Annotated in this window: 29 protein-coding genes; 19 read left to right on the forward strand and 10 right to left on the reverse strand. The window is 65.2% G+C overall.

The genetic code is table 11. The features are described from left to right. Nucleotides 1-41 precede the first annotated feature (41 nt). Nucleotides 42-1,952, forward strand: a complete 1,911-nt coding sequence (locus AC56LR_RS11500) for a hybrid sensor histidine kinase/response regulator (RefSeq protein ID WP_497130428.1) — start codon at nt 42-44, stop codon at nt 1,950-1,952. Nucleotides 1,953-1,981: 29 nt separating this feature from the next. On the opposite strand, the gene AC56LR_RS11505 is transcribed toward AC56LR_RS11500, so the two are convergent. Together AC56LR_RS11505 and AC56LR_RS11510 are read right to left on the reverse strand one after the other, a co-directional pair. Further along, nucleotides 1,982-3,166 (reverse strand): esterase/lipase family protein, encoded by a 1,185-nt coding sequence (locus tag AC56LR_RS11505; protein WP_497130430.1) that lies wholly within the window; start codon nt 3,164-3,166, stop codon nt 1,982-1,984. A gap of 201 nt (nt 3,167-3,367) precedes the next feature. Next, on the reverse strand, nt 3,368-4,621 hold the full coding sequence (locus AC56LR_RS11510) for a dienelactone hydrolase family protein (protein WP_497130432.1): 1,254 nt from the start codon (nt 4,619-4,621) through the stop codon (nt 3,368-3,370). 222 nt (nt 4,622-4,843) lie between these two features. On the opposite strand from AC56LR_RS11510, the gene AC56LR_RS11515 reads away from it, so the two are divergent. Next, nucleotides 4,844-5,485, forward strand: coding sequence for a tRNA-uridine aminocarboxypropyltransferase (locus AC56LR_RS11515; protein WP_497130433.1), 642 nt, complete (start codon nt 4,844-4,846; stop codon nt 5,483-5,485). A gap of 105 nt (nt 5,486-5,590) precedes the next feature. After that, nucleotides 5,591-6,712: a PA0069 family radical SAM protein gene (locus AC56LR_RS11520; RefSeq protein WP_497130500.1), complete on the forward strand. Its 1,122-nt coding sequence runs from the start codon at nt 5,591-5,593 to the stop codon at nt 6,710-6,712. 42 nt (nt 6,713-6,754) lie between these two features. Here the strand turns inward: AC56LR_RS11520 and AC56LR_RS11525 are convergent, their stop codons facing one another. From AC56LR_RS11525 to AC56LR_RS11535, 3 genes are all read right to left on the reverse strand, one after another. Then, a complete protein-coding gene (locus tag AC56LR_RS11525) occupies nt 6,755-7,228 on the reverse strand; it encodes a YciI family protein (protein ID WP_497130434.1) in 474 nt (157 codons plus the stop codon). A gap of 116 nt (nt 7,229-7,344) precedes the next feature. Further along, nucleotides 7,345-7,923 carry a gamma-glutamylcyclotransferase gene (locus AC56LR_RS11530; protein WP_497130436.1) on the reverse strand — a complete coding sequence of 193 codons (579 nt, stop codon included), beginning with the start codon at nt 7,921-7,923 and terminating at the stop codon, nt 7,345-7,347. A gap of 45 nt (nt 7,924-7,968) precedes the next feature. Continuing rightward, the gene (locus AC56LR_RS11535; RefSeq protein ID WP_497130437.1) at nt 7,969-8,868 is read right to left on the reverse strand and encodes a LysR family transcriptional regulator; all 900 of its coding nucleotides are present in this window, start codon (nt 8,866-8,868) and stop codon (nt 7,969-7,971) included. Nucleotides 8,869-8,963: 95 nt separating this feature from the next. On the opposite strand from AC56LR_RS11535, the gene AC56LR_RS11540 reads away from it, so the two are divergent. Together AC56LR_RS11540 and maiA are read left to right on the forward strand one after the other, a co-directional pair. Continuing rightward, nucleotides 8,964-9,983 carry a fumarylacetoacetate hydrolase family protein gene (locus AC56LR_RS11540; protein WP_497130439.1) on the forward strand — a complete coding sequence of 340 codons (1,020 nt, stop codon included), beginning with the start codon at nt 8,964-8,966 and terminating at the stop codon, nt 9,981-9,983. Nucleotides 9,984-9,994: 11 nt separating this feature from the next. Continuing rightward, nucleotides 9,995-10,639, forward strand: coding sequence for a maleylacetoacetate isomerase (maiA, locus tag AC56LR_RS11545; protein WP_497130441.1), 645 nt, complete (start codon nt 9,995-9,997; stop codon nt 10,637-10,639). Between the two features lie 50 nt (nt 10,640-10,689). Here maiA and AC56LR_RS11550 read toward each other — a convergent pair whose 3' ends face one another. Further along, nucleotides 10,690-11,124 (reverse strand): CBS domain-containing protein, encoded by a 435-nt coding sequence (locus tag AC56LR_RS11550; protein WP_497130442.1) that lies wholly within the window; start codon nt 11,122-11,124, stop codon nt 10,690-10,692. 162 nt (nt 11,125-11,286) lie between these two features. Between AC56LR_RS11550 and AC56LR_RS11555 the strand changes: the two genes are divergently transcribed. From AC56LR_RS11555 to AC56LR_RS11610, 12 genes are all read left to right on the forward strand, one after another. Next, a complete protein-coding gene (locus AC56LR_RS11555) occupies nt 11,287-12,057 on the forward strand; it encodes a uracil-DNA glycosylase family protein (RefSeq protein WP_497130444.1) in 771 nt (256 codons plus the stop codon). 200 nt (nt 12,058-12,257) lie between these two features. Then, on the forward strand, nt 12,258-12,749 hold the full coding sequence (gene iscR / locus AC56LR_RS11560; RefSeq protein WP_497130446.1) for a Fe-S cluster assembly transcriptional regulator IscR: 492 nt from the start codon (nt 12,258-12,260) through the stop codon (nt 12,747-12,749). Continuing rightward, complete coding sequence (locus AC56LR_RS11565; protein ID WP_497130448.1) at nt 12,749-14,005, forward strand: IscS subfamily cysteine desulfurase; 1,257 nt, start codon at nt 12,749-12,751, stop codon at nt 14,003-14,005. Before iscR ends, AC56LR_RS11565 begins: the two co-directional genes overlap by 1 nt. Before the next feature lie 24 nt (nt 14,006-14,029). Then, entirely contained in the window at nt 14,030-14,419 is a 390-nt protein-coding gene (iscU, locus tag AC56LR_RS11570) for a Fe-S cluster assembly scaffold IscU (RefSeq protein ID WP_497130450.1), read from the forward strand. Between the two features lie 26 nt (nt 14,420-14,445). Next, a complete protein-coding gene (gene iscA / locus AC56LR_RS11575) occupies nt 14,446-14,769 on the forward strand; it encodes an iron-sulfur cluster assembly protein IscA (protein ID WP_497130452.1) in 324 nt (107 codons plus the stop codon). A 6-nt stretch (nt 14,770-14,775) separates the two neighbouring features. Then, on the forward strand, nt 14,776-15,291 hold the full coding sequence (gene hscB / locus AC56LR_RS11580; protein WP_497130501.1) for a Fe-S protein assembly co-chaperone HscB: 516 nt from the start codon (nt 14,776-14,778) through the stop codon (nt 15,289-15,291). 55 nt (nt 15,292-15,346) lie between these two features. Further along, complete coding sequence (hscA, locus tag AC56LR_RS11585) at nt 15,347-17,236, forward strand: Fe-S protein assembly chaperone HscA (RefSeq protein WP_497130454.1); 1,890 nt, start codon at nt 15,347-15,349, stop codon at nt 17,234-17,236. A 68-nt stretch (nt 17,237-17,304) separates the two neighbouring features. After that, nucleotides 17,305-17,646, forward strand: coding sequence for an ISC system 2Fe-2S type ferredoxin (fdx, locus tag AC56LR_RS11590; RefSeq protein ID WP_489873244.1), 342 nt, complete (start codon nt 17,305-17,307; stop codon nt 17,644-17,646). A gap of 25 nt (nt 17,647-17,671) precedes the next feature. Next, on the forward strand, nt 17,672-17,866 hold the full coding sequence (gene iscX / locus AC56LR_RS11595) for a Fe-S cluster assembly protein IscX (protein WP_497130455.1): 195 nt from the start codon (nt 17,672-17,674) through the stop codon (nt 17,864-17,866). Next, complete coding sequence (locus AC56LR_RS11600) at nt 17,853-18,746, forward strand: class I SAM-dependent methyltransferase (RefSeq protein WP_497130457.1); 894 nt, start codon at nt 17,853-17,855, stop codon at nt 18,744-18,746. The genes iscX and AC56LR_RS11600 overlap by 14 nt, the downstream gene beginning before the upstream one ends. Nucleotides 18,747-18,753: 7 nt before the next feature. Next, a complete protein-coding gene (gene ltaE / locus AC56LR_RS11605) occupies nt 18,754-19,785 on the forward strand; it encodes a low-specificity L-threonine aldolase (protein WP_497130458.1) in 1,032 nt (343 codons plus the stop codon). Further along, nucleotides 19,782-20,534 (forward strand): rRNA pseudouridine synthase, encoded by a 753-nt coding sequence (locus AC56LR_RS11610; RefSeq protein ID WP_497130460.1) that lies wholly within the window; start codon nt 19,782-19,784, stop codon nt 20,532-20,534. The genes ltaE and AC56LR_RS11610 overlap by 4 nt, the downstream gene beginning before the upstream one ends. Before the next feature lie 47 nt (nt 20,535-20,581). Here AC56LR_RS11610 and AC56LR_RS11615 read toward each other — a convergent pair whose 3' ends face one another. From AC56LR_RS11615 to AC56LR_RS11630, 4 genes are read right to left on the reverse strand one after another with little or no spacing between them, the layout of a single operon-like run. Next, nucleotides 20,582-21,094: an RDD family protein gene (locus AC56LR_RS11615; protein ID WP_497130462.1), complete on the reverse strand. Its 513-nt coding sequence runs from the start codon at nt 21,092-21,094 to the stop codon at nt 20,582-20,584. After that, nucleotides 21,081-21,767 (reverse strand): DUF3106 domain-containing protein, encoded by a 687-nt coding sequence (locus AC56LR_RS11620; RefSeq protein ID WP_497130463.1) that lies wholly within the window; start codon nt 21,765-21,767, stop codon nt 21,081-21,083. The genes AC56LR_RS11615 and AC56LR_RS11620 overlap by 14 nt, the downstream gene beginning before the upstream one ends. A 53-nt stretch (nt 21,768-21,820) precedes the next feature. Then, on the reverse strand, nt 21,821-22,255 hold the full coding sequence (locus AC56LR_RS11625) for a DUF3619 family protein (RefSeq protein ID WP_497130464.1): 435 nt from the start codon (nt 22,253-22,255) through the stop codon (nt 21,821-21,823). Continuing rightward, a complete protein-coding gene (locus AC56LR_RS11630; RefSeq protein ID WP_171081391.1) occupies nt 22,252-22,821 on the reverse strand; it encodes an RNA polymerase sigma factor in 570 nt (189 codons plus the stop codon). Before AC56LR_RS11630 ends, AC56LR_RS11625 begins: the two co-directional genes overlap by 4 nt. A 474-nt stretch (nt 22,822-23,295) precedes the next feature. On the opposite strand from AC56LR_RS11630, the gene AC56LR_RS11635 reads away from it, so the two are divergent. Both AC56LR_RS11635 and ilvN read left to right on the forward strand, forming a co-directional pair. Beyond that, entirely contained in the window at nt 23,296-25,023 is a 1,728-nt protein-coding gene (locus AC56LR_RS11635; protein WP_497130466.1) for an acetolactate synthase 3 catalytic subunit, read from the forward strand. Next, on the forward strand, nt 25,023-25,514 hold the full coding sequence (gene ilvN / locus AC56LR_RS11640; protein WP_171081384.1) for an acetolactate synthase small subunit: 492 nt from the start codon (nt 25,023-25,025) through the stop codon (nt 25,512-25,514). Before AC56LR_RS11635 ends, ilvN begins: the two co-directional genes overlap by 1 nt. Nucleotides 25,515-25,523: the final 9 nt, after the last annotated feature.

A 25,523-nucleotide genomic window follows, 5' to 3' on the forward strand; every position in this document is an offset into this window, starting at 1 on the left:
GATAAGACATTTGCTGCAATAAATATGGAAGTGCCCGGCACATGAACACGCACCAACCTGCCAAGCCCTCTCTGACAGAGGAGCAACGGTTCCAGTACCTGATCGCCGGCATCAGCGATTACGCGATCTACATGATCGACCCGGCCGGCCACGTCAACAGCTGGAATGCGGGCGCCCAGCGCTTCAAGGGCTACAAGCCGCACGAGATCCTCAACGAGCACTTCTCGCGCTTCTACACCCCCGAAGACCGTGCCAGCGGCCTCCCGGCGCGCGCGCTTGCGCAGGCCCTCCAGCACGGCAAGTACGAAGCCGAGGGCTGGCGCGTGCGCAAGGACGGCACCCGCTTCTGGGCCCACGTGGTGATCGACCCGATCTACGACGAGCACCAGGACCTGCTGGGCTTTGCCAAGATCACGCGCGACGTCACCCAGCGCAAGCTGGCCGAGGACGCGCTGCGCGAGAGCGAGCAGCGCTTCCGCCTGCTGGTGCAGGGCGTGACCGACTACGCGATCTACATGCTCTCGCCCGAAGGCGTGGTCTCGAACTGGAACGTCGGGGCCGAGCGCATCAAGGGCTACAGCTACGATGAAGCCGTGGGCAGCCATTTCTCGCGTTTCTATACCCCCGAAGACCGCGGGGCCGGCATGCCGGTGCGCGCGCTGTCGACCGCCGCCACGGTCGGGCGCTACGAGGCCGAAGGCTGGCGCGTGCGCAAGGACGGCACCCGTTTCTGGGCCCACGTCATCATCGACGCCATCCACGGCGACGACGGCCAGTTGATGGGCTTTGCCAAGATCACGCGCGACCTGACCGAAAAGAAGCTGGCCGCCGAAGCGCTGGAACAGGCCCAGCTCGCACTGTTCCAGTCGCAGAAGATGGAATCGATCGGCCAGCTCACCGGCGGCATCGCGCACGACTTCAACAACCTGCTGTCGGTGCTCTCCAGCGGCCTCGAAGTGCTGGGCATGAGCCGCCACAGCGGCGCCGAGGCCAAGACCCTCGACAGCATGCGCCGCGCGATCGACCGCGGCGCCACCCTGACCCAGCAGCTGCTGGCCTTCGCGCGCCAGCAGCCGCTGCAGCCGGAGACGCGCAGCATCAACCGCGTCATCTCCGGTTTCGAATCGGTGCTGCGCCGCGCCGCGCATTCGGGCATGGAGTTCGAGCTGAACCTCGACCCGCAGGCCGGCAGCGCGGTGGTGGACGCCGCCCGCTTCGAATCGGCGCTGCTCAACCTGGTGGTGAATGCGCGCGACGCCATGCCCGAGGGCGGCCGGCTGACCCTGGACACGGCGCCGGTCACCTTGTGCGAGGGCGAAGTCCCGGGGCTGGAGCCCGGCTCCTACGTCTGCATTTCGGTCACCGATACCGGCACCGGCATGTCGCCCGAAACCGTGCAGCGCGCCTTCGAGCCCTTCTACACGACCAAGGAAATGGGCAAGGGCACGGGCCTGGGGCTGTCGCAGGTGTACGGCTTCATCAAGCAGTCGGGCGGCGAGGTGGTCATCCAGAGCACCGAAGGCCGCGGTACCTCGATCACGATCTACCTGCCGGCCGTCGCCACGCTCGAGCGCGAACAGGCGGCGCATGGCGACTCCGAAACGGTGCTGATCGTCGAGGACGAGATCGATTTGCTGGACGTGGCCTCGGCCCTCTTCATGAGCATGGGCTACGAGGTGATGACCGCGGCCAACGGCCAGGACGCGATGAACCTGCTGGCCAGCCGCGACGTCGACATTTTATTTACCGACATCGTCATGCCGGGTGGCCCGAACGGTATCGAGCTGGCCGAATACACGCGCGAGAACTACCCAAGCGTCAAGGTGATGCTGGCCTCGGGCTACCCGCAACCGGCGCTCAAGCTGGACCAGCACAAGCTGGGGGATTTCACGTTCGTGAGCAAGCCGTATCGCTTGTCGGATCTGGCGCGCAGTTTGCGCAGTGTGCACTGACCACGGAAGCAGGCGCCCGTCCAGCCCGGTCACAAGCCAAAAATGATATCGCTCACCCGCTCATACAAGGGGTTGGCCGACGGCCCGCCGTTAGGCCAGTTGAGAATATCGAAGTGGTCATACCCCCGGTACTCCCCCAGGTAATTCCACGCCCCCTTCACCGAGCGCCCGTCGTAGTCGCGCACCGGGTGCCCGAAGGGCGCGCGCATGCTCACCGTATTGACCACCCCATCGTTCGGGAACCACTCGCTGCCGATCTGCACCCGGCCCGGCGCGGCCTGGGTATAGCCGCCCAGGCCATGCTGGAAGTTCGACGGCACGATCCATTCGCCGGCCGTGCCCTTGAAGACGGGGATCATGTCCTGGCGCGCATACTGGTTCGAGACCGTCTGCACCGGCGCCACGGCGCGGTCGGTGCCGTTGCAGCACCAGCTGCCGGCTTCGGTCGCCACCGTGCCCACCGAGTAGTAATAGATATCGGGCGAAGTGCGCGCCCACAGGTTGAAGCCGCGCGCGCCGTCGGGCGAGAGCTCCCACTGCGCCCAGCGGTGCCGCAAGGCCTCCTGCAAGGGCGTGCTCAGGGCGGGATTGGCGCTCATTACCGCGTCGGCATAGGTGGTGCCGTTGTGCGGCGCCGCGATCGTCGTCACGCTGCGCACCCAGCCGGTCTTGCCGCCTGCGTAGAGCGTGTGGCCGCCCTCGATCTCGGGCGAGCCGTGTTCCAGCAATTCGACCAGCGCGCGGATCGTGGTGCCGCCCTGGCTGTGGCCGATCAGGTGGATCGGATGCTGCTCGTCCCAGGCCGGATAGAGCGCCAGCGGGTAGCCCTGCGGGTTGTTCCTGGGGTCGGCGGCCCAGCATTTTCCGGCGGGCCGCTGCTGCTGGCCGGGCGTGCCGTAGCGGCGCACATGGGCCGCGCCATAGTCGACGCAGCCGCCCTTGATCTGCGCGTACAGGTCGGCCGCGCGGTCCCAGTTCGAGCTGACCGGCCCGACCACCGCCGCGAACACCGTGCGCGGGCCGCGGTAGACCTGCATGTGCGAGGCGATGTCGCCATAGCCGCCCCAGTAATTGAAGCCGCTGTGCTCGAAGGTGTCGGGGCCGAAGCCGAGGAAGCCGTGGACCAGGATCACGGGATAGTTGTTGGCCGCGGTCGCCGGCGCGCAGGCGCCGATTGCGGCCAGTGCAAGCAGGGCATGAACGATGCGAACCATGACATTCTCCGGAAATGGCGTCAGGGCCATTGTCGGATCTCGGGGAGGGGGGCGGTTTGCGCTTTGTCGCAAACGCTGCTGCCCTTCGTAGGGTGGGCGGGTTCTCCGCCCGCGCGTTCAACGCACGTCAACAAACCACGGCGCGTATTAGTTTAGGTAATTTGAACGCGCGGGCGGGAAGACCCGCCCACCCTACAACACCTAATTCGTGGCCTTGTTGCTGCCAATCGAGGTGCTCGGCGCCGAGCTGGCCGCGTCCAGTTTCTGCGCCGGCGTCACCGATGCCGTGACCGCCGCTTCGGCAGCCTGGTCGAGATCCCCATTCCACACCACGTAATCGTCGATCGAATACAGCCTGCAAGGCTCGGTGCTCTTGGCGGTGCAAGTGGCCAGCGCGCGGCCGTCCGGGTCTTCGCCTTCCTCGGCCCAGGTCCAGGCGCCGCTCGGCGACACGGCAAACGCCCGCGGCGTCATCTTGCCCAGGTATTCCTGGTAGGCGCGGCGGCCGTTCTCGGACAGGAAGGGCACGGCATCGACGTCGTCGACCCGGGCGAAGCCGGTGCGGGCCGGGGTAGGGGGCGGGGGCACCTCGTGCAGCACTTTAGTCGGCATGCCGACCTGCTGCAGGAAGTTCATGGTGTCGGCCAGCCAGATCTTTTCGCCGTCGCGGCTGGCCAGCATGCCGTGCGAATCGCGCTTGAAGGACGGGAATTCGACCAGGCGGCCACGCCCGCCGGCCGACTCGAAGGCGGCGTGCATGCGCTGCGCCAGCTCGGGGCCGAACAGGGAATCGTTCCGGCCATACATCCACAGGGTCGGCAGGGTCGCCTTGGAGCCATAGTCGGCGAAGGCCGACACCAGCGCGGAGCGCCATGCGCAGCGGTTGCTGTCGTCGCGCAGGCCGCCGGCGAAGTTGATCAGGCCGCGCACGCCCTGCAGCTCGCGGGTGCCGAGGGCAATGGTCGCCAGGCCGCCGTAGGATTGGCCGGCGACCACGATGCGGCCGGCGTCGACCCAGGGCTGCCGGCGCGCATAGGCGAGGGTGGCGGCGATGTCGTCGGCCTGGGCATAACCGTTGGCCGTCATGTTGCAGCCATGGTCGCGGTAACGGCCGGTGGAACTGGCGAAGCCCTGGCGCATCGGCACCATCACCGCATAGCCGCGTTTCACGAAGGCGGTGGCCATGTGATAGAAGCGGTCGCGCGGCTGCATGCTCGGGCGGCCGGGATCCTTGCCGTGGTTGATGATGATGAGCGGGAAGGGGCCCGGGCCGTTCGGCTGGAACACCGTGGTCTCGAGCATCGCGCGCTGCTCTGCGCCGGCCGGCACCTGGACGATGTGCTCGTTCATCCTGTGGTCAAGTTGCAACTCCTGCTGCACGGCGATACCGGGGAGCAGGCCTAAGGCGAGGAGGGCGGTGGCCGCGAAATTGCGAAGCGTGAGGCGTGGGTGCATGGTGACTCTGTCTCGACTGCGTGCGAATGAATATGCGATCCGGAATAATTTCCGTAAGGCATAAATTGATTCTAGGTACGCATAGAGACCAGAGCAATATCCGTTTAGCCAACTCTTGAGCTAAATTTTTGCGTCGTGCAAAGTTGATCATGTTTGGACGGGGCCGTCGCAGCTGGTCGCGGGCGGTTATGATGCGAAGCTGTCTACAACAGAAGGAACAGGATGAGCAAGGAGCCGCCCGGGCCCGCCACGGCGCGCCAACGCTGCGCCACCTGCCTGCGCGCGCAATCGGCCTGCATCTGCCGCTGGATCACGCGCGTCGAGGCGCGGGCGGCGCTGCTGGTGCTGCAGCATCCGCTGGAAGTGGCCAATGCGAAGAACAGCGCACGCCTGCTGCACCTGAGTGTCGCGGGCAGCACGCTGGCGGTGGGCGAGGCCTTCGGCCCGGCGGACCTTGGCGCGCTGCTGCATGCGGATGGCCGGGTGCCGGTGCTGTTGTATCCGGAAACGCCGGGCGATACCAACCTGCCGGCGCCGCCACCCTTCGTGCCGCTCGACGCGGACCGGGCGCGGCTGGTCGTGCTGGATGCGACCTGGCGCAAGAGCCGCAAGATGCTCTACCTGAACCCGGCCCTGCAGCGCTTGCCCCGGCTGGCGCTGGTGGACGTGGCGCCGTCGAACTACCGCATCCGCAAGGCGCATGCGCCGCACCAGTTGTCGTCGCTGGAAGCGGCGGCCCTGGCGCTGGGGCAGCTGGAGGGCGACGGTAGCGCGTTCCGGCCGCTGCTCGATGCCTTCGAGAGCTTCGTGCAGCAGCAGGCCGCGTACGTGGCGGATGCACACCACAACACGCGCCCCGCTTGAGTTCTGAATGGCCTGGGCGTAAAATACTGTATAAATACACAGTATGGAGCCGACGTGCCCGACCGCGACCAACCCACCCAACGCCAGCCTGTGGACGAGCAGCCGATGCTCGGCCCGCGCCCGCTCGCGGCGCGCAAGGGGCGGGGCGCCGTGTCGAACATGCAGGGCCGGTACGAGGTCAATGACCGTGAAGAATTCGACGACGGCTGGGAGCGCGACGACGACGGTCCCACCGTCTTCCGCACCGTCGTCACCGACGAACACGCCAAGACCATCCTGTCGCGCAATGCCTCGCCGGACATCCCCTTCAACGTCTCGCTCAACCCCTACCGGGGTTGCGAGCACGGCTGCATCTATTGCTTCGCGCGCCCGACGCACAGCTATCTCGGCCTGTCGCCCGGACTCGATTTCGAAACCCGCCTGTTCGCCAAGGTCAATGCCGCCGAGCTGCTGCGGCGCGAGCTGGCCAAGCCTGGCTATGTACCCGAGCACATCGCCCTCGGCGTCAACACCGACGCCTACCAGCCCTGCGAGCGCGAGCTGCGCCTGACGCGCCAGGTGCTCGAAGTGCTGAGCGAGTGCCAGCATCCGGTCGGGCTCATCACCAAGTCCGCACTGATCGAACGCGACATCGACCTGCTCGCTCCGATGGCCGCGCGCGGCCAGGCCTGCGCCGCCATCACCCTGACCACGCTCGACCCGCAGATCGCGCGCACGCTCGAGCCGCGCGCGGCCGCCCCGGCGCGCCGCCTGCGCGCGATCCGCACGCTCACCGATGCCGGCATCCCGGTCAGCGTGAGCGTGGCGCCGATCATCCCCTTCGTCACCGAGCCGGAGATCGAAAAGATCCTGGAGGCGGCGCGCGACGCCGGCGCGGTCGGCGCGCATTACGTGGTGCTGAGGCTGCCGAACGAGGTCAATCCGCTGTTCCAGGAATGGCTGCAAGCCCATTTCCCCGACCGGGCCCAGCGCGTGATGAACCGCGTGCGCGACCTGCGCGGCGGCAAGGACTACGACAGCGATTTCGGCAAGCGCATGCACGGCGAGGGTATCTGGGCCGACCTGATACGGCAGCGCTTTACCAAGGCGGTGGAGCGGTTGGGGATGGGGGAGTTTCGCGGGCGTTTCGGCAGGCTCGATGGCTCGCAGTTCCGCAAGCCGCTGGTGGTGCCGGCCAGGCCAGTCAAGCAGGGTGGGAATGGGGCGGGGCAGCTGGATTTGTTCTAGGTCCCCTTGCGCCAATGGGGGCAGCCAGCCCCCCAGCCAGCCTTATTTTTTCTTTTGAATCTTGTTGTGAATGTCGTTCACCGCCATCAGCCCGGCCGAGCCGTAGAACTTGTGGTACTCGGCCACCATCACACCGCTGATGATGACGGGGTCGGTCTCGACATAGCTCCTGGCCTGGTCGATGTCGGGCGTGGCGATCACGAAGATCCCCCTGCGGCCCTCCTTGCCGTCCAGCGGACCGGCGACGGCCAACTTCTTCTCGCTCGCCAGCCGCCCCATGTTGGCGAAGTGGCCCGCAAAGATCTTCTCGCGCTCGGCCTTGTCCTCGACCTTCTTCGGACCGGTCTTGAGGATGACCAGCACATAGCTGCGCATGCCCTGGTCGTCGCCGCCGAGGGACTTGGCCAGCTCGGCGTCATACTGCACCGCCGGCTCGGCAGCCCTGGTCTGCGCCGCAACCGGTTGCATCGCAGCCAGCATCCATCCACACAGCACGATCAGCATCTTTTTCGACATTCCCTGTTCTCCTGTTATGGCGCGTGGCCTGCACGCGCGTGTTGTCAAGACAGGCTGCGGGCGCAACCTGTCGCGCACACAATTCTAGCGGAGTCCACCGCGCCCGCCGGGCAAAATCAGCCGTTTTTCGGCTGCCGGAACTCGGCGAGGTGGCGCTCGATCTCGAACACATGCGCATCCGGCTTGCCCAGCTCGCGCAAGGCCTGCGCCAGCGCGACCAGGTAGTCGATGTTTGGCCCGCTCGGTCCGCGCGCGCTGGCGATCTGGCGCGCGATATCGCGTTCGCTGGCCGGGCCGAGGAAGGCTGCATTCTCATGCGTGGCGATGTAGACGATGCCTTCCGCCGCGCCGCCATCGTCGAAGCTGATCCCGGTGGCCAGGCGCAGGTAGCCGTTCTTTTCGCGGTGGTCGAGGTGGGCGAATTCCTCGGGTGTGACGAGATAGGCCATGCCGTGGCAGGTCGCGTCCTCGATCGGCACGAGCGTGACCACGCGCCCGGGTGCGGCCTCGGTGCCGCGGTGGTCGTGCGAGCCTTGCCAGAAGCGGCGGCTCCAGCCCGCGATGCTGGCGGGCCGGCGTTCGATGAAGGGGAAGTCGGCCTTGAAGATCAGCGAGCCGTAGCCGAACAGCCAGACGCTGGCGTGGCTGTCGAAGCGGTCCATCCGGCGGTTGATGGCGATGGTGTCGAGGGACATGGGAGCAGTATGCGGGAAACGATGCCGCCCATTGTAGCCTGCCGCCTAAGCCCGCGTTCGCCCGACGAACTCATGCAGGAAGCCGATGAAACTGTCGGCTGCGGGCGACAGCGAACGCCCCGGACGCGTATAGACGAGGAAGCGCCGGCTTAATACGGGATCTTCCAGCGGGCGCATCACCAGCCCGTAGAGCGTTGCCAGCGGCTGCGCATACGGCAGGCAGACCGTCACGCCCAGGCCCGCGCTGGCCATGGCCAGGGCGGTGGTCATGAAGGTCACTTCATTGGCCGGCTTGACCGGCACCTCGCGCAAGGAGGCATGGACGTCGTCCAGCAGGCGCTCGGTGAACTGGCCCTGCAGGGAAATCAGGGGATAGCGGGCCACGTCCTTCCAGGTCACGCGCGCCGAGGCCTCGAGCTCGTGCCCCTTGGGGAACACCAGCGCGAAGGGCATCTCGAACAGTTCCCGCGCATCGAGCGGCGGCGCCGGTTCGCGCTCGGGTCCAACGCCCACATCCGCCTCGCCCGACAGCACCCGCGCGATCACGCTTTCCACCCCGGTGTCGCCCAGGCGCACTTCGATATCGGGGTTCACCCTGCGGTAGGCGGCGATGACTTCGGGCAGCAGGGTGCAGGACAGCAGCTGCGGCGCGGCGATGCGCACGATGCCTTTTTTCAGGCGCGTGTGGTCGGCCACGTTGGCCAGTGCGCCGTCGAGGTCGTCGATCATCTGGCTGAACAGCGGATACAGCTCGCGGCCAATGTCGGTCAGGACGATGCGCCGCGTGCTGCGGTCGACCACCCTGGCCTCCAGCGTCTGCTCGAGCTCCTTGATCAAACCCGAGAGCGCGGACTGCGTGACGTGCATGCTTTGGGCGGCAAGCGTAAAGTTACCCGTCTTGGCCAAGGCTACGAAGGCGCGCATCTGGCGCAAGGTCGGATTCATAAGATAGTCTGATAAATCAGGTGAAAAATACTGATTGAATGATAGTTCGTTTTGAATTGTAATGGCGAAATGCAATCAATCCTGAAGGAAGCGCAATGAAACTCGCCACACTCAAGACGGGCGGCCGCGACGGCACGCTGGTCGTCGTCAGCCGCGACCTGGTCACCTGCCAGGCCGTCCCCAGGATCGCCCACACGCTGCAGGCGGCGCTGGACAACTGGGATGCCGCTGCGCCGCAGCTGGAAAAAGTCTACGAGCGCCTCAATGCCGGCACCGCCGACAGGGCCGAGTCCTTCATCGAAGAGCAATGCCATTCGCCGCTGCCGCGCGCCTACCAGTGGTGCGACGGCTCGGCCTATATCAACCACGTCGAGCTGGTGCGCAAGGCGCGCAATGCCGAGGTGCCGGCATCCTTCTACAGCGACCCGCTGATGTATCAGGGCGGCTCGGATAACTTCGTCGGTCCCTGCGACCCGATCGCGGTGCTGTCCGAAGAATGGGGCGTCGACCTCGAGGCCGAAGTGGCCGTGGTCACCGGCGACGTGCCGATGGGCGCCAGCGTCGAAGAAGCGGCCGGCGCGATCCGCCTGGTCATGCTGGTCAACGACGTCTCGCTGCGCAACCTGATCCCGAACGAGCTGGCCAAGGGCTTCGGCTTCTACCAGTCCAAGCCGGCCAGCGCCTTCTCGCCGGTGGCGGTCACGCCCGACGAACTGGGCGAGGCCTGGGTCGATTCCAAGCTGCACCTGCCGATCCTGGTCACGCTCAACGACCAGCCTTTCGGCCGCCCGAACGCCGGCGAAGACATGACCTTCAGCTTCGCCCGCCTGGTCGCCCACGCGGCCATGACGCGCGAGCTGGGCGCGGGCAGCATCATCGGTTCGGGCACGGTGTCGAACAAGCAGGGCGGCCTGCACGGTTCCAGCATCGAGAACGGCGGCGTCGGCTACTGCTGCCTGGCCGAAGTGCGCATGTACGAGACCATCGAAGGCGGCAAGCCGCAGACGCCTTACCTGGGCTTTGGCGACACCGTGCGCATCGAAATGGTGGACGCCCTGGGGGCCAGCATCTTCGGCGCCATCGACCAGGAAGTGGTTCGCTATCACCGCAAATGACAGGAGGGGGCATGAAACTCTACACTTACTTTCGCAGCTCGGCCGCGTACCGGGTACGCATCGCGCTGGGCCTGAAGGGGCTGGACTACGACGCCATACCGGTGCACCTGGTGCGCGGCGGCGGCGAGCACCTGTCGGACGACTACCGCGCCGTCAACCCGAGCGCGCTGGTGCCTTCCTTCCAGGACCATGCGATCGTCTTGAGCCAGTCGATGGCGATCCTGGAATACCTGGAAGACGCGTATCCGTTGGTGCCCCTGCTGCCGAAGGATGCGATCGGCCGGGCGCGCGTGCGCGAACTGGCGCAGATCGTCGCCTGCGACATCCACCCGCTGAATAATTTACGTGTGCTGAACTACCTGAAGAACCACCTCGGCCAGCCAGACGAAGCGAGGAACGACTGGTACCGGCACTGGATCATCGAAGGCTTCCGCTCGCTCGAAGCCCACCTGGCGCGCAATCCGTGCACCGGCAGCTTCTGCTACGGCGACAGTCCGACCATGGCCGACTGCTACCTGGTGCCCCAGGTATTCAATGCGCAGCGCTTCAATGTCGACCTCGCGGCCTACCCGACGATCGAACGCATCAACGGCATGTGCCTGGACGTGCCTGCGTTCAAGGCGGCGCATCCCTCAAGGCAGGCGGACGCCGAATAAACGCCTCGGCGGGAGGGGCAACTGACCGTCCCCGCCCGCCCGAAGCCCGGTCAGGTGCGGTCCGGCTGCGACGGCGACGAAATCTCATCCAGCGCCCCCTCGGTATTGCCGCGCGACTTGGTCGCGATATCCCCGAGCGACACGATCCCCACCAGCTGCTTCGAATCCTGGTCGATCACCGGCACGCGGCGGATCTGGACGTCGCCCATGGTGGCCAGCACGTCTTCCACGGTCTGGCTGGCGAAGCAGGTGCGCACGTCCTTGCTCATCACGCTATCCACGCGGGTCTCGCCTGGCGCCTTGCCCGCGGCGGTCGAACGCACGGTGATGTCGCGGTCGGTGACCATGCCGATCAGGCGCTCGCCGTCGCAGACGGGAATGGCGCCCACGTTCAGCTCGTGCATCAGCTGGGCGGCGCGCTGGACGGTGTCTTGCGGGGTGACCGTTTTCACATCGGCAGTCATTACTTCGCGAATCGTTTGCATGGTATCTCCTGGGTAATTGGTCGAAACGCCCTGAGCGGGCAGCAGGGGAATCATGCCCTGAATTGTCAAAATCAGGTGTTAGATTGACCACCTAATCGACAAACTGATGCGCACATCTCCCTGCGCTACAATCCGCCCCTCTCCGCGACCGCTCCCTCAGCCATGCCATCCCATCCTATTCCCGCCCCGATCCTCGACGCCCTCGGCCTGGCCGACGCGTCCTGGCGCCCCATCCTCGAAGCCGGCCTGCAGGCCGTCGCCGCCGCCGATCCCGCCTACCTGCCGGCGCTGGCGATCGATGACTACCTGCCCACCGGGGGGCGCATCTTCGCCGCGTTTGCCCAGCCGCTGGACAAGGTGCGCTACGTGCTGGTGGGGGAGGGGCCGTACCCGCGCGCCGAGAGCGCGACCGGTTTTTGCTTCATGGACGGCGCCGTGAATGCGCTGTGGAGCGACACCGGCCTGTCCAAGCCGGTCAACCGCGCCACCTCGCTGAGGAATTTCATGAAGATGCTGCTGGTGGCGGGCGGGCAGCTGCAGGCGGACGATACGGGCGGCGGCGCGATGGCGCCGGTGGCGCTGGCCGCGCGCAGCAATGGCTCGATCCAGACCCTGCCGCAGCTGCAGGACAAGCTGACGCGCGAAGGCTTCCTGCTGCTGAACGCGGCGCTGGTGTTCCGCAAGCATGTGGCGCCCGTGGCCGATGCGCGCGCCTGGCTGCCTTTCCTGCAGACCGTGCTGGCCGCGCTGGGGCGCCAGGCGCAGCCGCCGACGCTGGTCTTGTGGGGGAAGATTGCGGAACAGCTAAGGAAATTGCCGGAGACGGGGGGCTTGCCGCAGATCGTGGCGGAGCATCCTTACAACCTCTCGTTTATCCAGAACAAGGAGATGCAGGAGCTGTTTGGGGCGATGGAATTGTTGCGGCTGCGCTAGGGCTGGTTGGAAGCGCGGGCAAGGGACTTGCGCACCCTACGGGAATCGAGGGCTCCGAGACAAGCAGGGCAAGATTTGCTATACTTGACTAAATCGTTCAACTAATCGGGTTATTCCGCAAGCATCAACCAGAGTTTGATTGCTGCAGCGCACCGATAGGTTGAAAAGAGGCAATATTTTAACATTAACCGGGGTTGTGGATGCGTCTGACCACCAAAGGCCGTTTTGCTGTTACCGCGATGATCGATCTCGCCCTGCGCCAGGGGAATGGTCCGGTCACGCTGTCGGGCATCAGCCAGCGCCAGGCCATTTCGCTTTCATACCTCGAGCAGCTGTTCGGCAAGCTGCGCCGCCACGCCATCGTCGAATCGATCCGTGGCCCGGGCGGCGGCTACAGCTTGGCGCGCTCTGCTTCCAAGGTGACGGTGGCCGACATCATCATCGCGGTCGACGAGCCGCTCGACGCCACCCAGTGCGGCGGCAAAGAGAATTGTCATGGCGCCGACGCTGCTTCCGGCACCCGTTGCATGACCCACGAACTGTGGACCACGCTCAACGCCAAGATGGTCGACTACCTCGATTCGGTGTCGCTGCAAGACCTGGTCGACCAGCAGAAGCAAAAAGAACAAAACGTCGTGGTGCTGCACCGACCCGCCGCCGCCGTACAGAAAATTGAAACCGGAGTGAACTGATGAACGCGCCTTTGGACAAAAAAACCGAGCAGAGCTTCGTGACTGCGCCGCATTTCCCGATCTACATGGACTACTCGGCCACCACGCCGATCGATCCGCGCGTAGCCGACAAGATGATTCCCTTCCTGCGCGAGCAGTTCGGCAATCCGGCTTCGCGCAGCCACATGTACGGCTGGACCGCGGAAGCGGCAGTCGAGGAAGCGCGCGCCCACGTGGCCGCCCTGGTCGGCGCCGATCCGCGCGAGATCATCTGGACCTCGGGCGCGACCGAGTCGAACAATCTGGCGCTCAAGGGCGCGGCCCAGTTCTACAAGAGCAAGGGCAAGCACATCATCACGGTGAAAACCGAGCACAAGGCCGTGCTGGACACCGTGCGCGAACTCGAACGCGTCGGCTTCGATGCGACCTACCTCGAGCCGCAGGACAACGGCCTGATCACCGTCGAGCAGCTGGCCGCGGCGATCCGCCCGGACACCATCCTGGTCTCGGTCATGCTGGTCAATAACGAGATCGGCGTCATTCAACCGATCGACGAGATCGGCGAATTGTGCCGCTCGAAGGGCATCATCTTCCACTGCGACGCCGCGCAAGCGACCGGCAAGGTCCACATCGACCTGGAAAAAACCAAGTGCGACCTGATGACCTTCACCGCGCACAAGACCTATGGCCCGAAGGGCATCGGCGCCCTGTACGTGCGCCGCAAGCCGCGCGTGCGCCTGGAAGCGCAGATGCACGGCGGCGGCCATGAGCGCGGCCTGCGTTCGGGCACGCTGCCGACCCACCAGATCGCCGGCATGGGCGAAGCCTTCCGCATCGCCCGTGAAGAGATGGACACGGAAATCGTGCGCATCACCGCGCTGCGCGACCGCCTGGCCAAGGGCCTGATGGAGATCGAAGAAGCCTACATCAACGGCGACATGGCGCACCGCGTGCCGCACAACCTGAACGTCTCGTTCAACTACGTCGAGGGCGAGTCGCTGATCATGGCGATCAAGGACATCGCCGTGTCGTCCGGTTCGGCCTGCACCTCGGCCAGCCTGGAGCCATCGTATGTGCTGCGCGCCCTGGGCCGCAGCGACGAGCTGGCGCACAGCTCGATCCGCTTTACCATCGGCCGCTTCACGACCGAAGAAGACATCGACTTCACCATCAACCTGCTGAAGTCGAAGGTCGGCAAACTGCGCGAACTGTCGCCGCTGTGGGACATGTTCAAGGAAGGGATCGACTTGAATTCGATCCAATGGGCAGCCCACTAATTACAGAATTTTAGGAGCACTACCATGGCATATTCGGACAAAGTACTGGACCACTACGAGAACCCGCGCAACGTCGGCGCCTTCGACAAGGGTGACGACGCGATCGGCACCGGCATGGTCGGCGCGCCGGCCTGCGGCGACGTGATGAAGCTGCAGATCAAGGTCAACGACCAGGGCCTGATCGAAGACGCGAAGTTCAAGACCTATGGCTGCGGTTCGGCCATCGCATCGAGCTCGCTCGTGACCGAATGGGTCAAGGGCAAGTCGCTCGACGAAGCGCTGTCGATCAAGAACACCCAGATCGCGGAAGAACTGGCGCTGCCGCCAGTCAAGATCCACTGCTCGATCCTGGCAGAAGACGCGATCAAGGCCGCCGTGGCCGATTACAAGAGCAAGCACGCCGCGAAGGCGTAACACGTTAGATATTGGAGCGAAGCCCTATGGCCATCACCCTGACCGAAAAAGCCGCGAAGCACGTCAACCGTTACCTCGAACGCCGGGGCAAGGGCATCGGCTTGCGTTTCGGTGTGCGCACGACCGGCTGCTCCGGCCTGGCGTACAAGCTCGAGTACGTCGATGAGATGACGCCCGAAGACTCGGTCTTCGAGTCGCACGGCGTGAAGGTCTTCGTCGACCCGAAAAGCCTGGCCTATATCGACGGCACGGAGCTCGACTTCGCGCGCGAAGGCCTGAATGAAGGCTTCCGCTTCAACAACCCGAACGTCAAGGACAACTGCGGCTGCGGCGAAAGCTTCCGTATCTAACCGATGATGCAGAATCACTTCGAGCTGTTCCAGCTCCCGGCGCAATTTACGGTCGATGCCGACGCGCTGGACAGGGCCTTTCGCGAAGTGCAGGGCCGCGTGCACCCGGACCGCTTCGTGAACGCAACCGACGCCGAAAAGCGCGTCGCCATGCAGTGGGCGACCCGCGCCAACGAGGCCTATGCAACCCTTCGCAGCCCGCAAAAGCGCGCGCAATACCTGTGCGAGCTGGGTGGCGTCGATCTGCAGACCGAGTCGAACACCTCGATGCCGGCCGCCTTCCTGATGCAGCAGATGGAATGGCGCGAGGAACTGGACGATGCGCGCTCGTCGAAGGACGCCGGCGCGCTCGACGCGCTCGATGCGCAGGTGCGGCGCGAGCGCAAGGCAATGCTGGAGCAGGTGGGCCGGCAGCTCGATGCCGGGGACTATCATGCCGCGGCGCAGGGCGTGCGCGCGATGATGTTCCTCGATAAGTTCGGGGATGAAGTGCAATACGCGTTCGAGGCCATCGAATCGTAGGGTGGCCGGGGAGCCCGACCACCCCACAATAAAAACAAACAGGTAATTCGACACAATGGCACTACTCCAAATCGCCGAACCCGGCATGTCCACCGCCCCGCACCAGCACCGCCTGGCGGTCGGCATCGACCTGGGCACCACCAATTCGCTCGTCGCCACCGTCCGCAGCGGCATCCCGGAAGTGCTGAGCGACGAGGACGGCCGCCAGTTGCTGCCATCGGTCGTGCGTTACCTGGCCAACGGCAATGCCAACATCGGCCACAAGGCACAGGCGCACCAGACCACCGACCCGAAGAACACGGTAGTGTCGGTCAAGCGCTTCATGGGCCGCGGCCTCAAGGACATCGCCCACGCCGAGAACCTGCCCTACGACTTCGTCGACAGCCCCGGCATGGTGCAGATCAACACGGTCGCCGGCATCAAGAGCCCGGTCGAGACCTCGGCCCAGATCCTGGCCACGCTGCGCCAGCGCGCCGAAGATTCGCTCGGCGACGAGCTGGTGGGCGCGGTCATCACCGTGCCGGCCTATTTCGACGACGCCCAGCGCCAGGCCACCAAGGATGCCGCCCAGCTGGCCGGCATCAACGTCCTGCGCCTGCTGTCGGAGCCGACCGCCGCCGCCATCGCCTATGGCCTGGACCACGCCAGGGAAGGCGTCTACGCCGTGTACGACCTTGGCGGCGGCACCTTCGACATCTCGATCCTCAAGCTCTCGAAAGGCGTGTTCGAAGTGCTGTCCACCGGCGGCGACTCGGCCCTGGGCGGCGACGACTTCGACCACCGCCTGTTCTGCTGGATCAACGAGCAGGCCAAGCTGGCGCCGCTGTCGGACCAGGACACCGCCACCCTGATGGTGAAAGCGCGCCAGGCCAAGGAACTGCTGTCGACCAGCGACGAAACCGTCATCGAGGCGATCCTGAAATCCGGCGAGCTGGTACAGGTGCGAATCACCGCCCAGACCTTCGCCGAGATCACCAGGCACCTGGTCGGCAAGACCATGAACGCGATCCGCAAGGCCATGCGCGATGCCGACGTCAGCGTGGAAGACGTGGATGGCGTCGTGATGGTCGGCGGCGCCACCCGCATGCCGCACGTGCGTCGCGCGGTGTCCGAGTTCTTCCACACCATCCCGCACGCGAACATCGACCCGGACAAGGTGGTGGCGCTGGGCGCCGCCATCCAGGCCAATCTGCTGGCCGGTAACCGCGCCGAAGGCGACGACTGGCTGCTGCTGGACGTCACGCCTCTCTCGCTCGGCATCGAGACGATGGGCGGCCTGGTGGAAAAAATCATCCCGCGCAATTCGACCATTCCCTGCGCACGTGCGCAGGAATTCACCACCTTCAAGGATGGCCAGACCGCGCTGGCGGTGCACGTGGTGCAGGGCGAGCGTGAGCTGGTGTCGGACTGCCGCTCGCTGGCGCGCTTCGAGCTGCGCGGCATCCCGCCGATGGCAGCCGGCGCCGCGCGCATCCGCGTCACGTATCAAGTCGACGCCGACGGCCTGCTGTCGGTGTCGGCCCGCGAGACCCGTTCGGGCGTGGAAGCCTCGATCACCGTCAAGCCGTCCTACGGTTTGGGCGACGACGAGGTGGCGCGCATGCTGCAGGATTCCTACTCTTCGGCCCAGGGCGACATGCAGATGCGCGCATTGCGCGAAGAGCAGGTCGAGGCCGAGCGCATTTTGCTGGCGACGCAGTCGGCGCTGGGCACCGATGCCGACCTGCTGGGTGAAACCGAGCAGGCGGCGCTGGCGGTTCTGCTACAGGGCGTGCGCGAAGCGATCGCGCGCTCGAACGACACGGCACTGGAGCCGGGCGCACGCCAGGACGCGCTGCATGCAGCCGTGCAGGCGCTGGCCAAAGGCACCGAAGAATTCGCCGCCCGCCGCATGGACAAGAGCGTGCGCAAGGCGCTCGCGGGCAAGTCGCTGGACGAGGTATAAGCATCATCTGTGCGTGGGGTGGGCGGGTTCCCCGCAACCCCACGAAAAACAAATCAACGAGGTATCAAGTGCCACAAATCGTCATCCTCCCCCATCCAGTCCTGTGCCCGGAAGGCGCCGTGCTGGAATCTCCGGCCGGCAAGTCGGTCTGCGACGTGCTGCTGGAAAACGACATCGAGATCGAGCACGCCTGTGACCGCGTCTGCGCCTGCACCACCTGCCACATCATCGTGCGCGAAGGTTTCGCCTCGCTGAACGAGCAGGAAGAAAAAGAAGAAGACATGCTGGACAAGGCCTGGGGCCTGGAGCCGAATTCGCGCCTGTCCTGCCAGGCGATCGTCGCCGACGAAGACCTGGTCGTCGAAATCCCGAAGTACACCATCAACCACGCAGCCGAAAAAAACCACTGACATTCCTGGTGGGCGGGAGCCGAACATGAAGTGGACTGACGTCAGCGCCATCGCCGAATCCCTGCTTGAAAAGTATCCCGAGGTCGACCCCGCCACCGTGCGCTTCGTCGACCTCCACAATTGGGTCGTCGGCCTCGACGGCTTCGACGACGACCGCACGCGCGGCGGCGAACGCGTACTGGAAGCCATACAGGCAGCATGGATCGATGAAGCACATTAAACCACCCCCCACCAAATCCGCGGCAGTCATCGAACTGCCGCCGGAAGTCCGTCCAGGGCAGTCGATCGAACTGCTCAAGGAACTGCACATCCTCACGCGCGACGGCAAACTGAACCAGGACAGCCGCCGCAAGCTCAAGCAGGTCTACCACCTGTACAACTTCATCGAGCCGCTGCTGCGCGATGTGCAGTCCGAGAAGCAGGGCGTCTCGCTGGTCGACCACGGCGCCGGCAAGTCCTACCTCGGCTTCATCCTCTACGACCTGTTCTTCAAGGGGCTGGATGACGGTTCGCACATCTACGGCATCGAGACGCGCGAAGAGCTGGTGCAGAAGTCCGCCGAGCTGGCCGCGCGCCTGGGATTTGGCGGCATGTCCTTCCTGCCGCTGTCGGTCGCCGAGTCGACCACCTCGAGCAAACTGCCGGAAACCATCGACATCGTTACCGCGCTGCACGCCTGTAACACGGCCACCGACGACGCCATCGACTTCGCGCTCAAGAAGAAAGCCAAGCACATGGTGCTGGTGCCGTGCTGCCAGGCCGAGATCGCGACCGTGCTGCGCAAGAACAAGGGCAAGGACCTGGGCCGCAGCGCGCTGACCGAGATCTGGCGCCACCCGATCCACACCCGCGAATTCGGCAGCCAGCTGACCAACGTGCTGCGCTGCCTGCAGCTGGAAAGCCACGGCTACCAGGTCACCGTAACGGAGCTGGTGGGCTGGGAGCATTCGATGAAGAACGAGCTGATCGTCGCTACCTACAAGAACCTGCCGCGCCGCCGCCCGGCCGAACGCCTGCACGAAGTGCTGGCCGAGCTGGGACTGGATGAAATGAAGGCGCGTTTCTACACCTCGCAAGCTGAGACTTCGACTACGGATTGAGAACGAGATGAGCGACAAGAACAACTGGATCGACCTGCGCAGCGACACCGTCACCCAGCCCTCCAGCGCGATGCTGGCGGCCATGGGACGCGCCGAGGTCGGCGACGACGTCTACGGCGACGACCCGGCGGTCAACCGCCTGCAGGAATACGCGGCCGATCTGTTCGGTTACGAAGCCGGCCTGTTCGCGCCCTCGGGCACGCAGACCAACCTGATCGCCTTGATGACCCACTGCGGGCGCGGCGACGAATACCTGGTTGGCCAGGAAGCGCACACCTACAAATACGAAGGCGGCGGCGCCGCGGTGCTGGGCAGTATCCAGCCGCAGCCGATCGCGAACCAGCCGGACGGCAGCATCGCCTTGACGGACATCGAGGCCTGTATCAAGCCCGACGACATCCACTTCGCGCGCACCCGTTTGCTGGCGCTGGAAAACACCATCGGCGGGCGCGTGCTGCCGCGCGACTACGTGGCGGCTGCCACCAAGCTGGCCCACGACAAGGGCCTGGCGACCCACCTGGACGGTGCGCGCATCTGCAATGCGGCCGTGGAGCAGGCCATCAGCCTGCGCGCCGTCGTCGCCGGTTTCGACACCGTCTCGGTCTGCCTGTCGAAAGGCCTGGGCGCGCCGGTCGGCTCCTTGCTGCTGGGCCCCAAGGCCTTCATCGAGCAGGGCAAGCGCTGGCGCAAGATGCTGGGCGGCGGCATGCGCCAGGCCGGCGTGATCGCGGCGGCCGGCCAGTACGCGCTCGAGCACAACGTGCAGCGTCTGGCCGAGGACCATGACAATGCCGCGCTTCTTGCGCGCGGCCTGTCGGAGATCGAGGCACTGAAGGTAGGCACGCCACAGACCAACATCTTCTGGATGGACGTTCCAGCAAGCGCCTGCGAGCCGCTGAAGCAGGCCTTGACCCGCGAGGGTATCCGCGCCACGGTCGGCCCGCGCATGCGCCTGGTGACCCACCTGGACGTCTCCAGGGCCGATGTCGAACGCACGGTCGACGTCTTCAAGAACTTCTTCGCGGGATGGCAGGCATGACTGAACAATTGAAGCCCGTCGATGACGGCATCCGCCTGGCCAAGCGCGTGGCCGCCCAGCTGGGCTGCTCGCGCGCCGAGGCGGAGCGCTATATCGCCGGCGGCGGCGTCAGCGTCGACGGCGAGGTCAATGAAGACCCGGCCAGCCGCGTGCTCCCGGGCCAGGAAGTGCACGTGAAACCGGGCGCATCAAGCGAGGAAGCGCCGCCCGTCACCATCCTGCTGTACAAGCCGGCCGGAGCGAATTCCGGCGTCGGCGCGCGCGGCGAGCCGGCACTTGGCTGCCTCACGCCCGAGAAGCATGCCGCGCAGGGCCACGGCCAGCAGCGCTTCCTCAAGCGCCACCTGAACAAGCTCACCCTGTGCACGCCGCTCGAAACCGATGCGAGCGGCCTGGTGATCTATTCGCAGGACTTCCGCGTGGTGCGCAAACTCGTGGACGACGCGGCCAAGGTGGAGCAGGAATACATCGTCGAAGTGTCGGGCACGATCAAGGAAGGCGGCCTGGCGCTGCTCAACCACGGCCTGAAGTTCAGCGGCAAGCCGATCGCGCCGATGAAGGTGAGCTGGCAGAACGAATGCCGGCTGCGCTTCGCGCTGAAGGATGTGAAGCCGGGGCTGATCAACCACATGTGTGGCGAGGTCGGGCTGGAGATCGTCGACATGCGCCGGATTCGCATCGGACGCGTGCCGCTGGCGGGGCTGGCGGTGGGGGAGTGGAGGTATTTGCTGGATTACGAGCGGTTCTAAAATTCGCCACGTTTTTCGGGCAATTGCGGCGCGGTGCGCGAACCTGGCTACTTCCGCACCACCTTCGGCAACGCAATCAGGCGCGTCCCCGCCAGCCGGTCGTGCAGGAACTGCCGGTCCTTGTCCAGGAACGCCGTCAGCGCCCACGCCGCCATCCCCGCCATCAAGGCAAACGCCACCTGCTTGCCGCGCAATCCGAACGCCCAGCACACCAGCAGCGCCGGCAGGAACCACCCCCACGCGAACAGGAAGCGCAGCGCCGCCGTCTTGATCGGCACCTTCGCGTAGCCCAGTTTCACCAGCTTGATGCGCCAGGTCTTCATGGCCAGGGTATGCCCGCTCCCGGTCCAGCAGTAGATGAAGTACACGGCCGTCACCAGCAGCACGAACAGGTTGCGGCCCTGTTCGGCCACCGGATGCTGGCTGTTCAGCGTCACCAGCAGGTAGAGCGCCACGGCCAGGATCTGGACCGACAGCAGCAGGAAGAATTCGTACAGCATGGAAAAGAGACGACGGCGGATGGTCGGCGTGGCGACGATGACAGGATTAGTTGCTTGCATTCGGTGAGGGCGGGGCGGCGGAAGTGGAAGTCGCGGGTGCGGGCGCGGCGGCTGGCGGCATCGATGTGGTCACGGTCGGCACGGTGGCCGGACCCGGAGCCGCGGACGGCGCAGGAGCGGTCGGCAGGATGCAGGCGGTGCCGCGGCGCATGGCGCCCGGCGGGCAGGGAGTCGGCATGTCGATGACCGGCGCCTGCGGCACGGCGGGCATGCCTTGCGGGCGGGACGTGCCGGATCGCGCGAGCTTGCGCCGTTCTTCGGGAGACAGCTGCTTGTAGCTTTCCCAGTTGGCGGCCTTTTCGCCGGGCGCGAGCTTGCGGGTCTTGCTGTAGTTCTCGCGCGCGAGGTTGCGCTGGGCTGGCGTCAGGCGCATCCACTGGCGCATGCGCTCGTGCACGCGGCTTTGCTCGGACGGGTTCATCGAGGCGAAGCGGTGCGACAGCTCGAGCCAGCGGCGCTTGCGCATGCCGTCCATGCCGTCCCATTCGGCCTGCAGCGGCTTGAGCGCGGCCTGCTGGCTGCGCGAGAGTTCGCGCCAGAGCGGCTTGTCGAGGGTCTTGGCGGCCGGCTTGGCGCCGGCGGAGGTGGTGGCAGGGTTGCCGGCGCCGCGCGCGGCGGGCGCCGTCGATTCGGACCGGTTGTATACCGCCCAGGTCGCGGCCCCGGCAATCAAGACCGCTGCCGCAGTTGCAACAACGGCGATGCGAGGCTGTCGAGCGGACTTCGTCATTGCTGGCGCTGTTGCGACTCCATGTAGGCGTTGAAGCCCTGGTCGAGGTAGGCCGTCAGGGGCAGTTCGTCGGCCAGCACGGCGGCGTCGATCTCGGCCATCGCGGCCACGCGCTGCTGTTGCTCGTATTGATAGACGCCACCCATGCCGAAGACCAGCGCCAGCATCGGCGCCGCGACCGCCAGGCGCGCCAGCGCCGGACCGGTGAACAGGGCCTGGATGTCGAACCAAGGGCGCCTGGCCGGACGCACGGCTGCGCGCGACGTAGCGACGCCCGGCGTAGCGACGCCCGGCACATCGGCCTTCTTGCGCGACAGGGCGCGCGCACGCGCGGCAGCCAGGCGCTCGCCGGTTGCAGCCGGCAGCGCGTCGAGGCTCTCGTTCAGGGCATGGCGTACCTTGTACGCCAGATTGATGTCGTCCGTGTTCATAGCTTGATTCCCTTGGCCTTGAGCGCCGCGGCGAGAGCGTGAGTAGCGCGGGAGCAGTGCGTCTTGACGCTCCCCTCGGAACAACCCATCGCTTCGGCCGTCTCGGCCACGTCCATATCCTGCCAGTAACGCATGAGGAAGGCTTCCCGTTGACGCGTCGGGAGCTTTTCTACTTCCTGTTCGATGATACGCAAGGTTTGCGCGCGCTCAAACTGGTCCGCGCTCGATTCGGCGGCGGCCGTTCCAGCCTCGGCTTCGTAGGAGGAAAGTATATCAAATTCCTCATCATCACTATCCGGCCGGCTGAAGCCCGAGAACAAACTCACCCAGGTATTGCGCACCTTTTCGCGGCGGAAGTAGTCGAGGATGGTCGTCTGCAAAATACGCTGGAACAGCATCGGCAGCTCGGCAGCCGGTTTGTCGCCGTATTTCTCGGCCAGCTTGATCATCGCGTCCTGCACGATGTCGAGCGCCGACTCGTCCTTGCGTACCGCATAGACCGCCTGCTTGAACGCGCGCCGTTCGACATTCTCGAGGAAGTCGTTGAGTTCTTTATCTGTGGCCATGCGTCGTGAAAGGGGCGGTCAAGCGGTGCCGTGAGGAAAACTCACGAATCGTAGCAAAAATCCCACGAAGGTGCATCGAAATTGCGCAGCAGCGTCCTCCGGCCCGGGCGGCGAATATTTTTTCTTGAAGTCTTGACCAAAATGGTGCAACGCAGTAATGTGATTGAACGCTTTGCACCCTCGAAGCTCTCCGGTCATCCTGCACGGCACATAAGGCCTTGCCTGGATCGACGCGCTTTCATTTGTAGGCAGTTTGCTCCGACCCGCGCCAAAAGCGCGAGAGATGCACAAAAACGCCACAAACACTCAAGCCGAACGAGTTGCGCCCAGCGCCCGTGCGTAAGGACCCTACGGCGTCCTGAACCACCCGCGTGACCGCAGAGAGAAGGGACGCATGAGGGTTGTTGCGCATTTTGCACCTCGTTAGGAACGGGCATCCGATCAAAACACCCTCCGGGTCTTGAAAGGAATGACATGAATAACGAAGCATCAGTCCCCATCACGGGCGCTGAAATAGTGGTGCGTTGTCTCGCGGAAGAGGGCGTCAAGCACGTCTTCGGTTATCCGGGCGGGGCAGTCCTCTACATCTACGACGCCATCTTCAAACAGGACAAATTCCAGCACGTCCTCGTCCGCCACGAACAGGCCGCGGTGCATGCCGCCGACGCCTATTCGCGCAGCTCGAACACCGTGGGCGTCGCCCTGGTCACCTCGGGCCCCGGCGTGACCAATGCCGTCACGGGTCTCTCGACGGCCTACATGGATTCGATCCCGATGGTCGTCATCACGGGCCAGGTGCCGAGCCATGCGATCGGCCAGGACGCCTTCCAGGAATGCGATACCGTCGGCATCACGCGTCCGGTGGTCAAGCACAACTTCCTGGTCAAGGACGTCAAGGACCTGGCCACCACCATCAAGAAAGCCTTCTTCATCGCCCGCACCGGCCGTCCCGGCCCCGTGCTGGTCGATATCCCGAAGGACATCAGCATGCACAAGTGTGTGTACGACTACCCTCGCGAGATCGAGATGCGTTCCTACAAGCCGGTCGACAAGGGCCATGCGGGCCAGATCCGCAAGGCCGTGCAACTGTTGCTGCAGGCCGAGCGCCCGATGATCTATGCGGGCGGCGGCGTGATCCTGGCGAATGCGTCGAATGAACTGAACCGCATGGTCGACAAGCTCGGCTTCCCGGTGACGAATACGCTGATGGGCCTGGGCGGCTCGCGCGCCAGCAGCCCGCACTATGTCGGCATGCCGGGCATGCACGGCACGTATGAGGCCAACATGGCGATGCAGAACTGCGACGTCCTGATTGCCATCGGCGCCCGTTTCGACGACCGCGTGATCGGCAACCCCAAGCACTTCGCCTCGCACCCGCGCAAGATCATCCACATCGACATCGACCCTTCGTCGATTTCCAAGCGCGTCAAGGTCGACATCCCGATCGTCGGCAACGTCAAGGACGTGCTGGTCGAACTGCTGGCGCAGTTGGATGCGAATGCCGCTTCCCCGAATACCAACGCGCTGCAGGGCTGGTGGAAGCAGATCGCCGAATGGCGCGGCAAGGATTGCCTGGCCTATGCTCCGTCGAATGAGCTGATCAAGCCGCAGGCGGTGATCGAGCAGCTGCACCGGGTCACCAACGGCGACGCCTTCATCACCTCGGACGTCGGCCAGCACCAGATGTGGGCCGCGCAGTACTACGGCTTCGACAAGCCGCGCCGCTGGATCAATTCCGGCGGCCTGGGCACGATGGGCGTAGGCCTGCCGTACGCGATGGGCGTGCAGATGGCCAACCCCGGCGCGACGGTGGCCTGCGTCACCGGCGAGGGCTCGATCCAGATGTGCATCCAGGAGCTCGCAACCTGCAAGCAGTATCACCTGACGCCGAAGATCATCCTGCTGAACAACCGCTTCCTGGGCATGGTCCGCCAGTGGCAGCAGATCGACTACGGCTCGCGCTACTCCGAGTCCTATATGGACTCTTTACCGGACTTCGAAAAGCTGGCCGAGGCCTATGGCCACGTGGGCATGCGCATCGAGAAGCCGGGCGACGTCGAGGGTTCGCTGCGTGAAGCCTTCGCGATGAAGGACCGCCTGGTATTCATGAACTTCCTGACCGACCAGAGCGAGAACGTCTGGCCGATGGTGAAGGCCGGCGCCGGCTTGAGTGAAATGCTGCTCGGATCGGAGGACCTGTAATGCGACACATCATCTCCGTCCTCCTCGAGAACGAAGCCGGCGCGCTGTCGCGCGTGGTCGGGCTGTTTTCGGCACGCGGCTACAACATCGAAACCCTGACCGTGGCGCCGACCGAAGACGCGACCCTGTCGCGCATGACCATCGTCACCAGCGGCTCGGACGACATCATCGAGCAGATCACCAAGCACCTGAACCGCCTGATCGAAGTGGTGAAAGTGGTGGACCTGACCGAGGGCGAACACATCGAGCGCGAGCTCATGCTCATCAAGGTGCGGGCGGTCGGCAAGGAGCGCGAGGAAGTCAAGCGCACCGCCGACATCTTCCGCGGCCGGATCATCGACGTGACCGAGAAGACTTACACGATCGAACTGACCGGCGCCAAGAGCAAGCTCGATGCCTTCATCGGCGCCCTCGACCGCGCCTCGATCCTGGAGACCGTCCGTACCGGCGGCTCCGGCATCGGCCGCGGCGAACGTATTCTAAAAGTGTAGGGTGGCCGG

This window comes from Telluria sp. ZT3P39 (genome assembly GCF_059685935.1).

Bases quoted from the DNA above. Each gene is read 5' to 3' on its own strand.
- AC56LR_RS11500 (WP_497130428.1), top strand. From the start codon at position 42: ATGAACACGCACCAACCTGCCAAGCCCTCTCTGACAGAGGAGCAACGG.
- AC56LR_RS11505 (WP_497130430.1), bottom strand. From the start codon at position 3,166: ATGGTTCGCATCGTTCATGCCCTGCTTGCACTGGCCGCAATCGGCGCC.
- AC56LR_RS11510 (WP_497130432.1), bottom strand. From the start codon at position 4,621: ATGCACCCACGCCTCACGCTTCGCAATTTCGCGGCCACCGCCCTCCTC.
- AC56LR_RS11515 (WP_497130433.1), top strand. From the start codon at position 4,844: ATGAGCAAGGAGCCGCCCGGGCCCGCCACGGCGCGCCAACGCTGCGCC.
- AC56LR_RS11520 (WP_497130500.1), top strand. From the start codon at position 5,591: ATGCTCGGCCCGCGCCCGCTCGCGGCGCGCAAGGGGCGGGGCGCCGTG.
- AC56LR_RS11525 (WP_497130434.1), bottom strand. From the start codon at position 7,228: ATGTCGAAAAAGATGCTGATCGTGCTGTGTGGATGGATGCTGGCTGCG.
- AC56LR_RS11530 (WP_497130436.1), bottom strand. From the start codon at position 7,923: ATGTCCCTCGACACCATCGCCATCAACCGCCGGATGGACCGCTTCGAC.
- AC56LR_RS11535 (WP_497130437.1), bottom strand. From the start codon at position 8,868: ATGAATCCGACCTTGCGCCAGATGCGCGCCTTCGTAGCCTTGGCCAAG.
- AC56LR_RS11540 (WP_497130439.1), top strand. From the start codon at position 8,964: ATGAAACTCGCCACACTCAAGACGGGCGGCCGCGACGGCACGCTGGTC.
- maiA (WP_497130441.1), top strand. From the start codon at position 9,995: ATGAAACTCTACACTTACTTTCGCAGCTCGGCCGCGTACCGGGTACGC.
- AC56LR_RS11550 (WP_497130442.1), bottom strand. From the start codon at position 11,124: ATGCAAACGATTCGCGAAGTAATGACTGCCGATGTGAAAACGGTCACC.
- AC56LR_RS11555 (WP_497130444.1), top strand. From the start codon at position 11,287: ATGCCATCCCATCCTATTCCCGCCCCGATCCTCGACGCCCTCGGCCTG.
- iscR (WP_497130446.1), top strand. From the start codon at position 12,258: ATGCGTCTGACCACCAAAGGCCGTTTTGCTGTTACCGCGATGATCGAT.
- AC56LR_RS11565 (WP_497130448.1), top strand. From the start codon at position 12,749: ATGAACGCGCCTTTGGACAAAAAAACCGAGCAGAGCTTCGTGACTGCG.
- iscU (WP_497130450.1), top strand. From the start codon at position 14,030: ATGGCATATTCGGACAAAGTACTGGACCACTACGAGAACCCGCGCAAC.
- iscA (WP_497130452.1), top strand. From the start codon at position 14,446: ATGGCCATCACCCTGACCGAAAAAGCCGCGAAGCACGTCAACCGTTAC.
- hscB (WP_497130501.1), top strand. From the start codon at position 14,776: ATGCAGAATCACTTCGAGCTGTTCCAGCTCCCGGCGCAATTTACGGTC.
- hscA (WP_497130454.1), top strand. From the start codon at position 15,347: ATGGCACTACTCCAAATCGCCGAACCCGGCATGTCCACCGCCCCGCAC.
- iscX (WP_497130455.1), top strand. From the start codon at position 17,672: ATGAAGTGGACTGACGTCAGCGCCATCGCCGAATCCCTGCTTGAAAAG.
- AC56LR_RS11600 (WP_497130457.1), top strand. From the start codon at position 17,853: ATGAAGCACATTAAACCACCCCCCACCAAATCCGCGGCAGTCATCGAA.
- ltaE (WP_497130458.1), top strand. From the start codon at position 18,754: ATGAGCGACAAGAACAACTGGATCGACCTGCGCAGCGACACCGTCACC.
- AC56LR_RS11610 (WP_497130460.1), top strand. From the start codon at position 19,782: ATGACTGAACAATTGAAGCCCGTCGATGACGGCATCCGCCTGGCCAAG.
- AC56LR_RS11615 (WP_497130462.1), bottom strand. From the start codon at position 21,094: ATGCAAGCAACTAATCCTGTCATCGTCGCCACGCCGACCATCCGCCGT.
- AC56LR_RS11625 (WP_497130464.1), bottom strand. From the start codon at position 22,255: ATGAACACGGACGACATCAATCTGGCGTACAAGGTACGCCATGCCCTG.
- AC56LR_RS11630 (WP_171081391.1), bottom strand. From the start codon at position 22,821: ATGGCCACAGATAAAGAACTCAACGACTTCCTCGAGAATGTCGAACGG.
- AC56LR_RS11635 (WP_497130466.1), top strand. From the start codon at position 23,296: ATGAATAACGAAGCATCAGTCCCCATCACGGGCGCTGAAATAGTGGTG.
- ilvN (WP_171081384.1), top strand. From the start codon at position 25,023: ATGCGACACATCATCTCCGTCCTCCTCGAGAACGAAGCCGGCGCGCTG.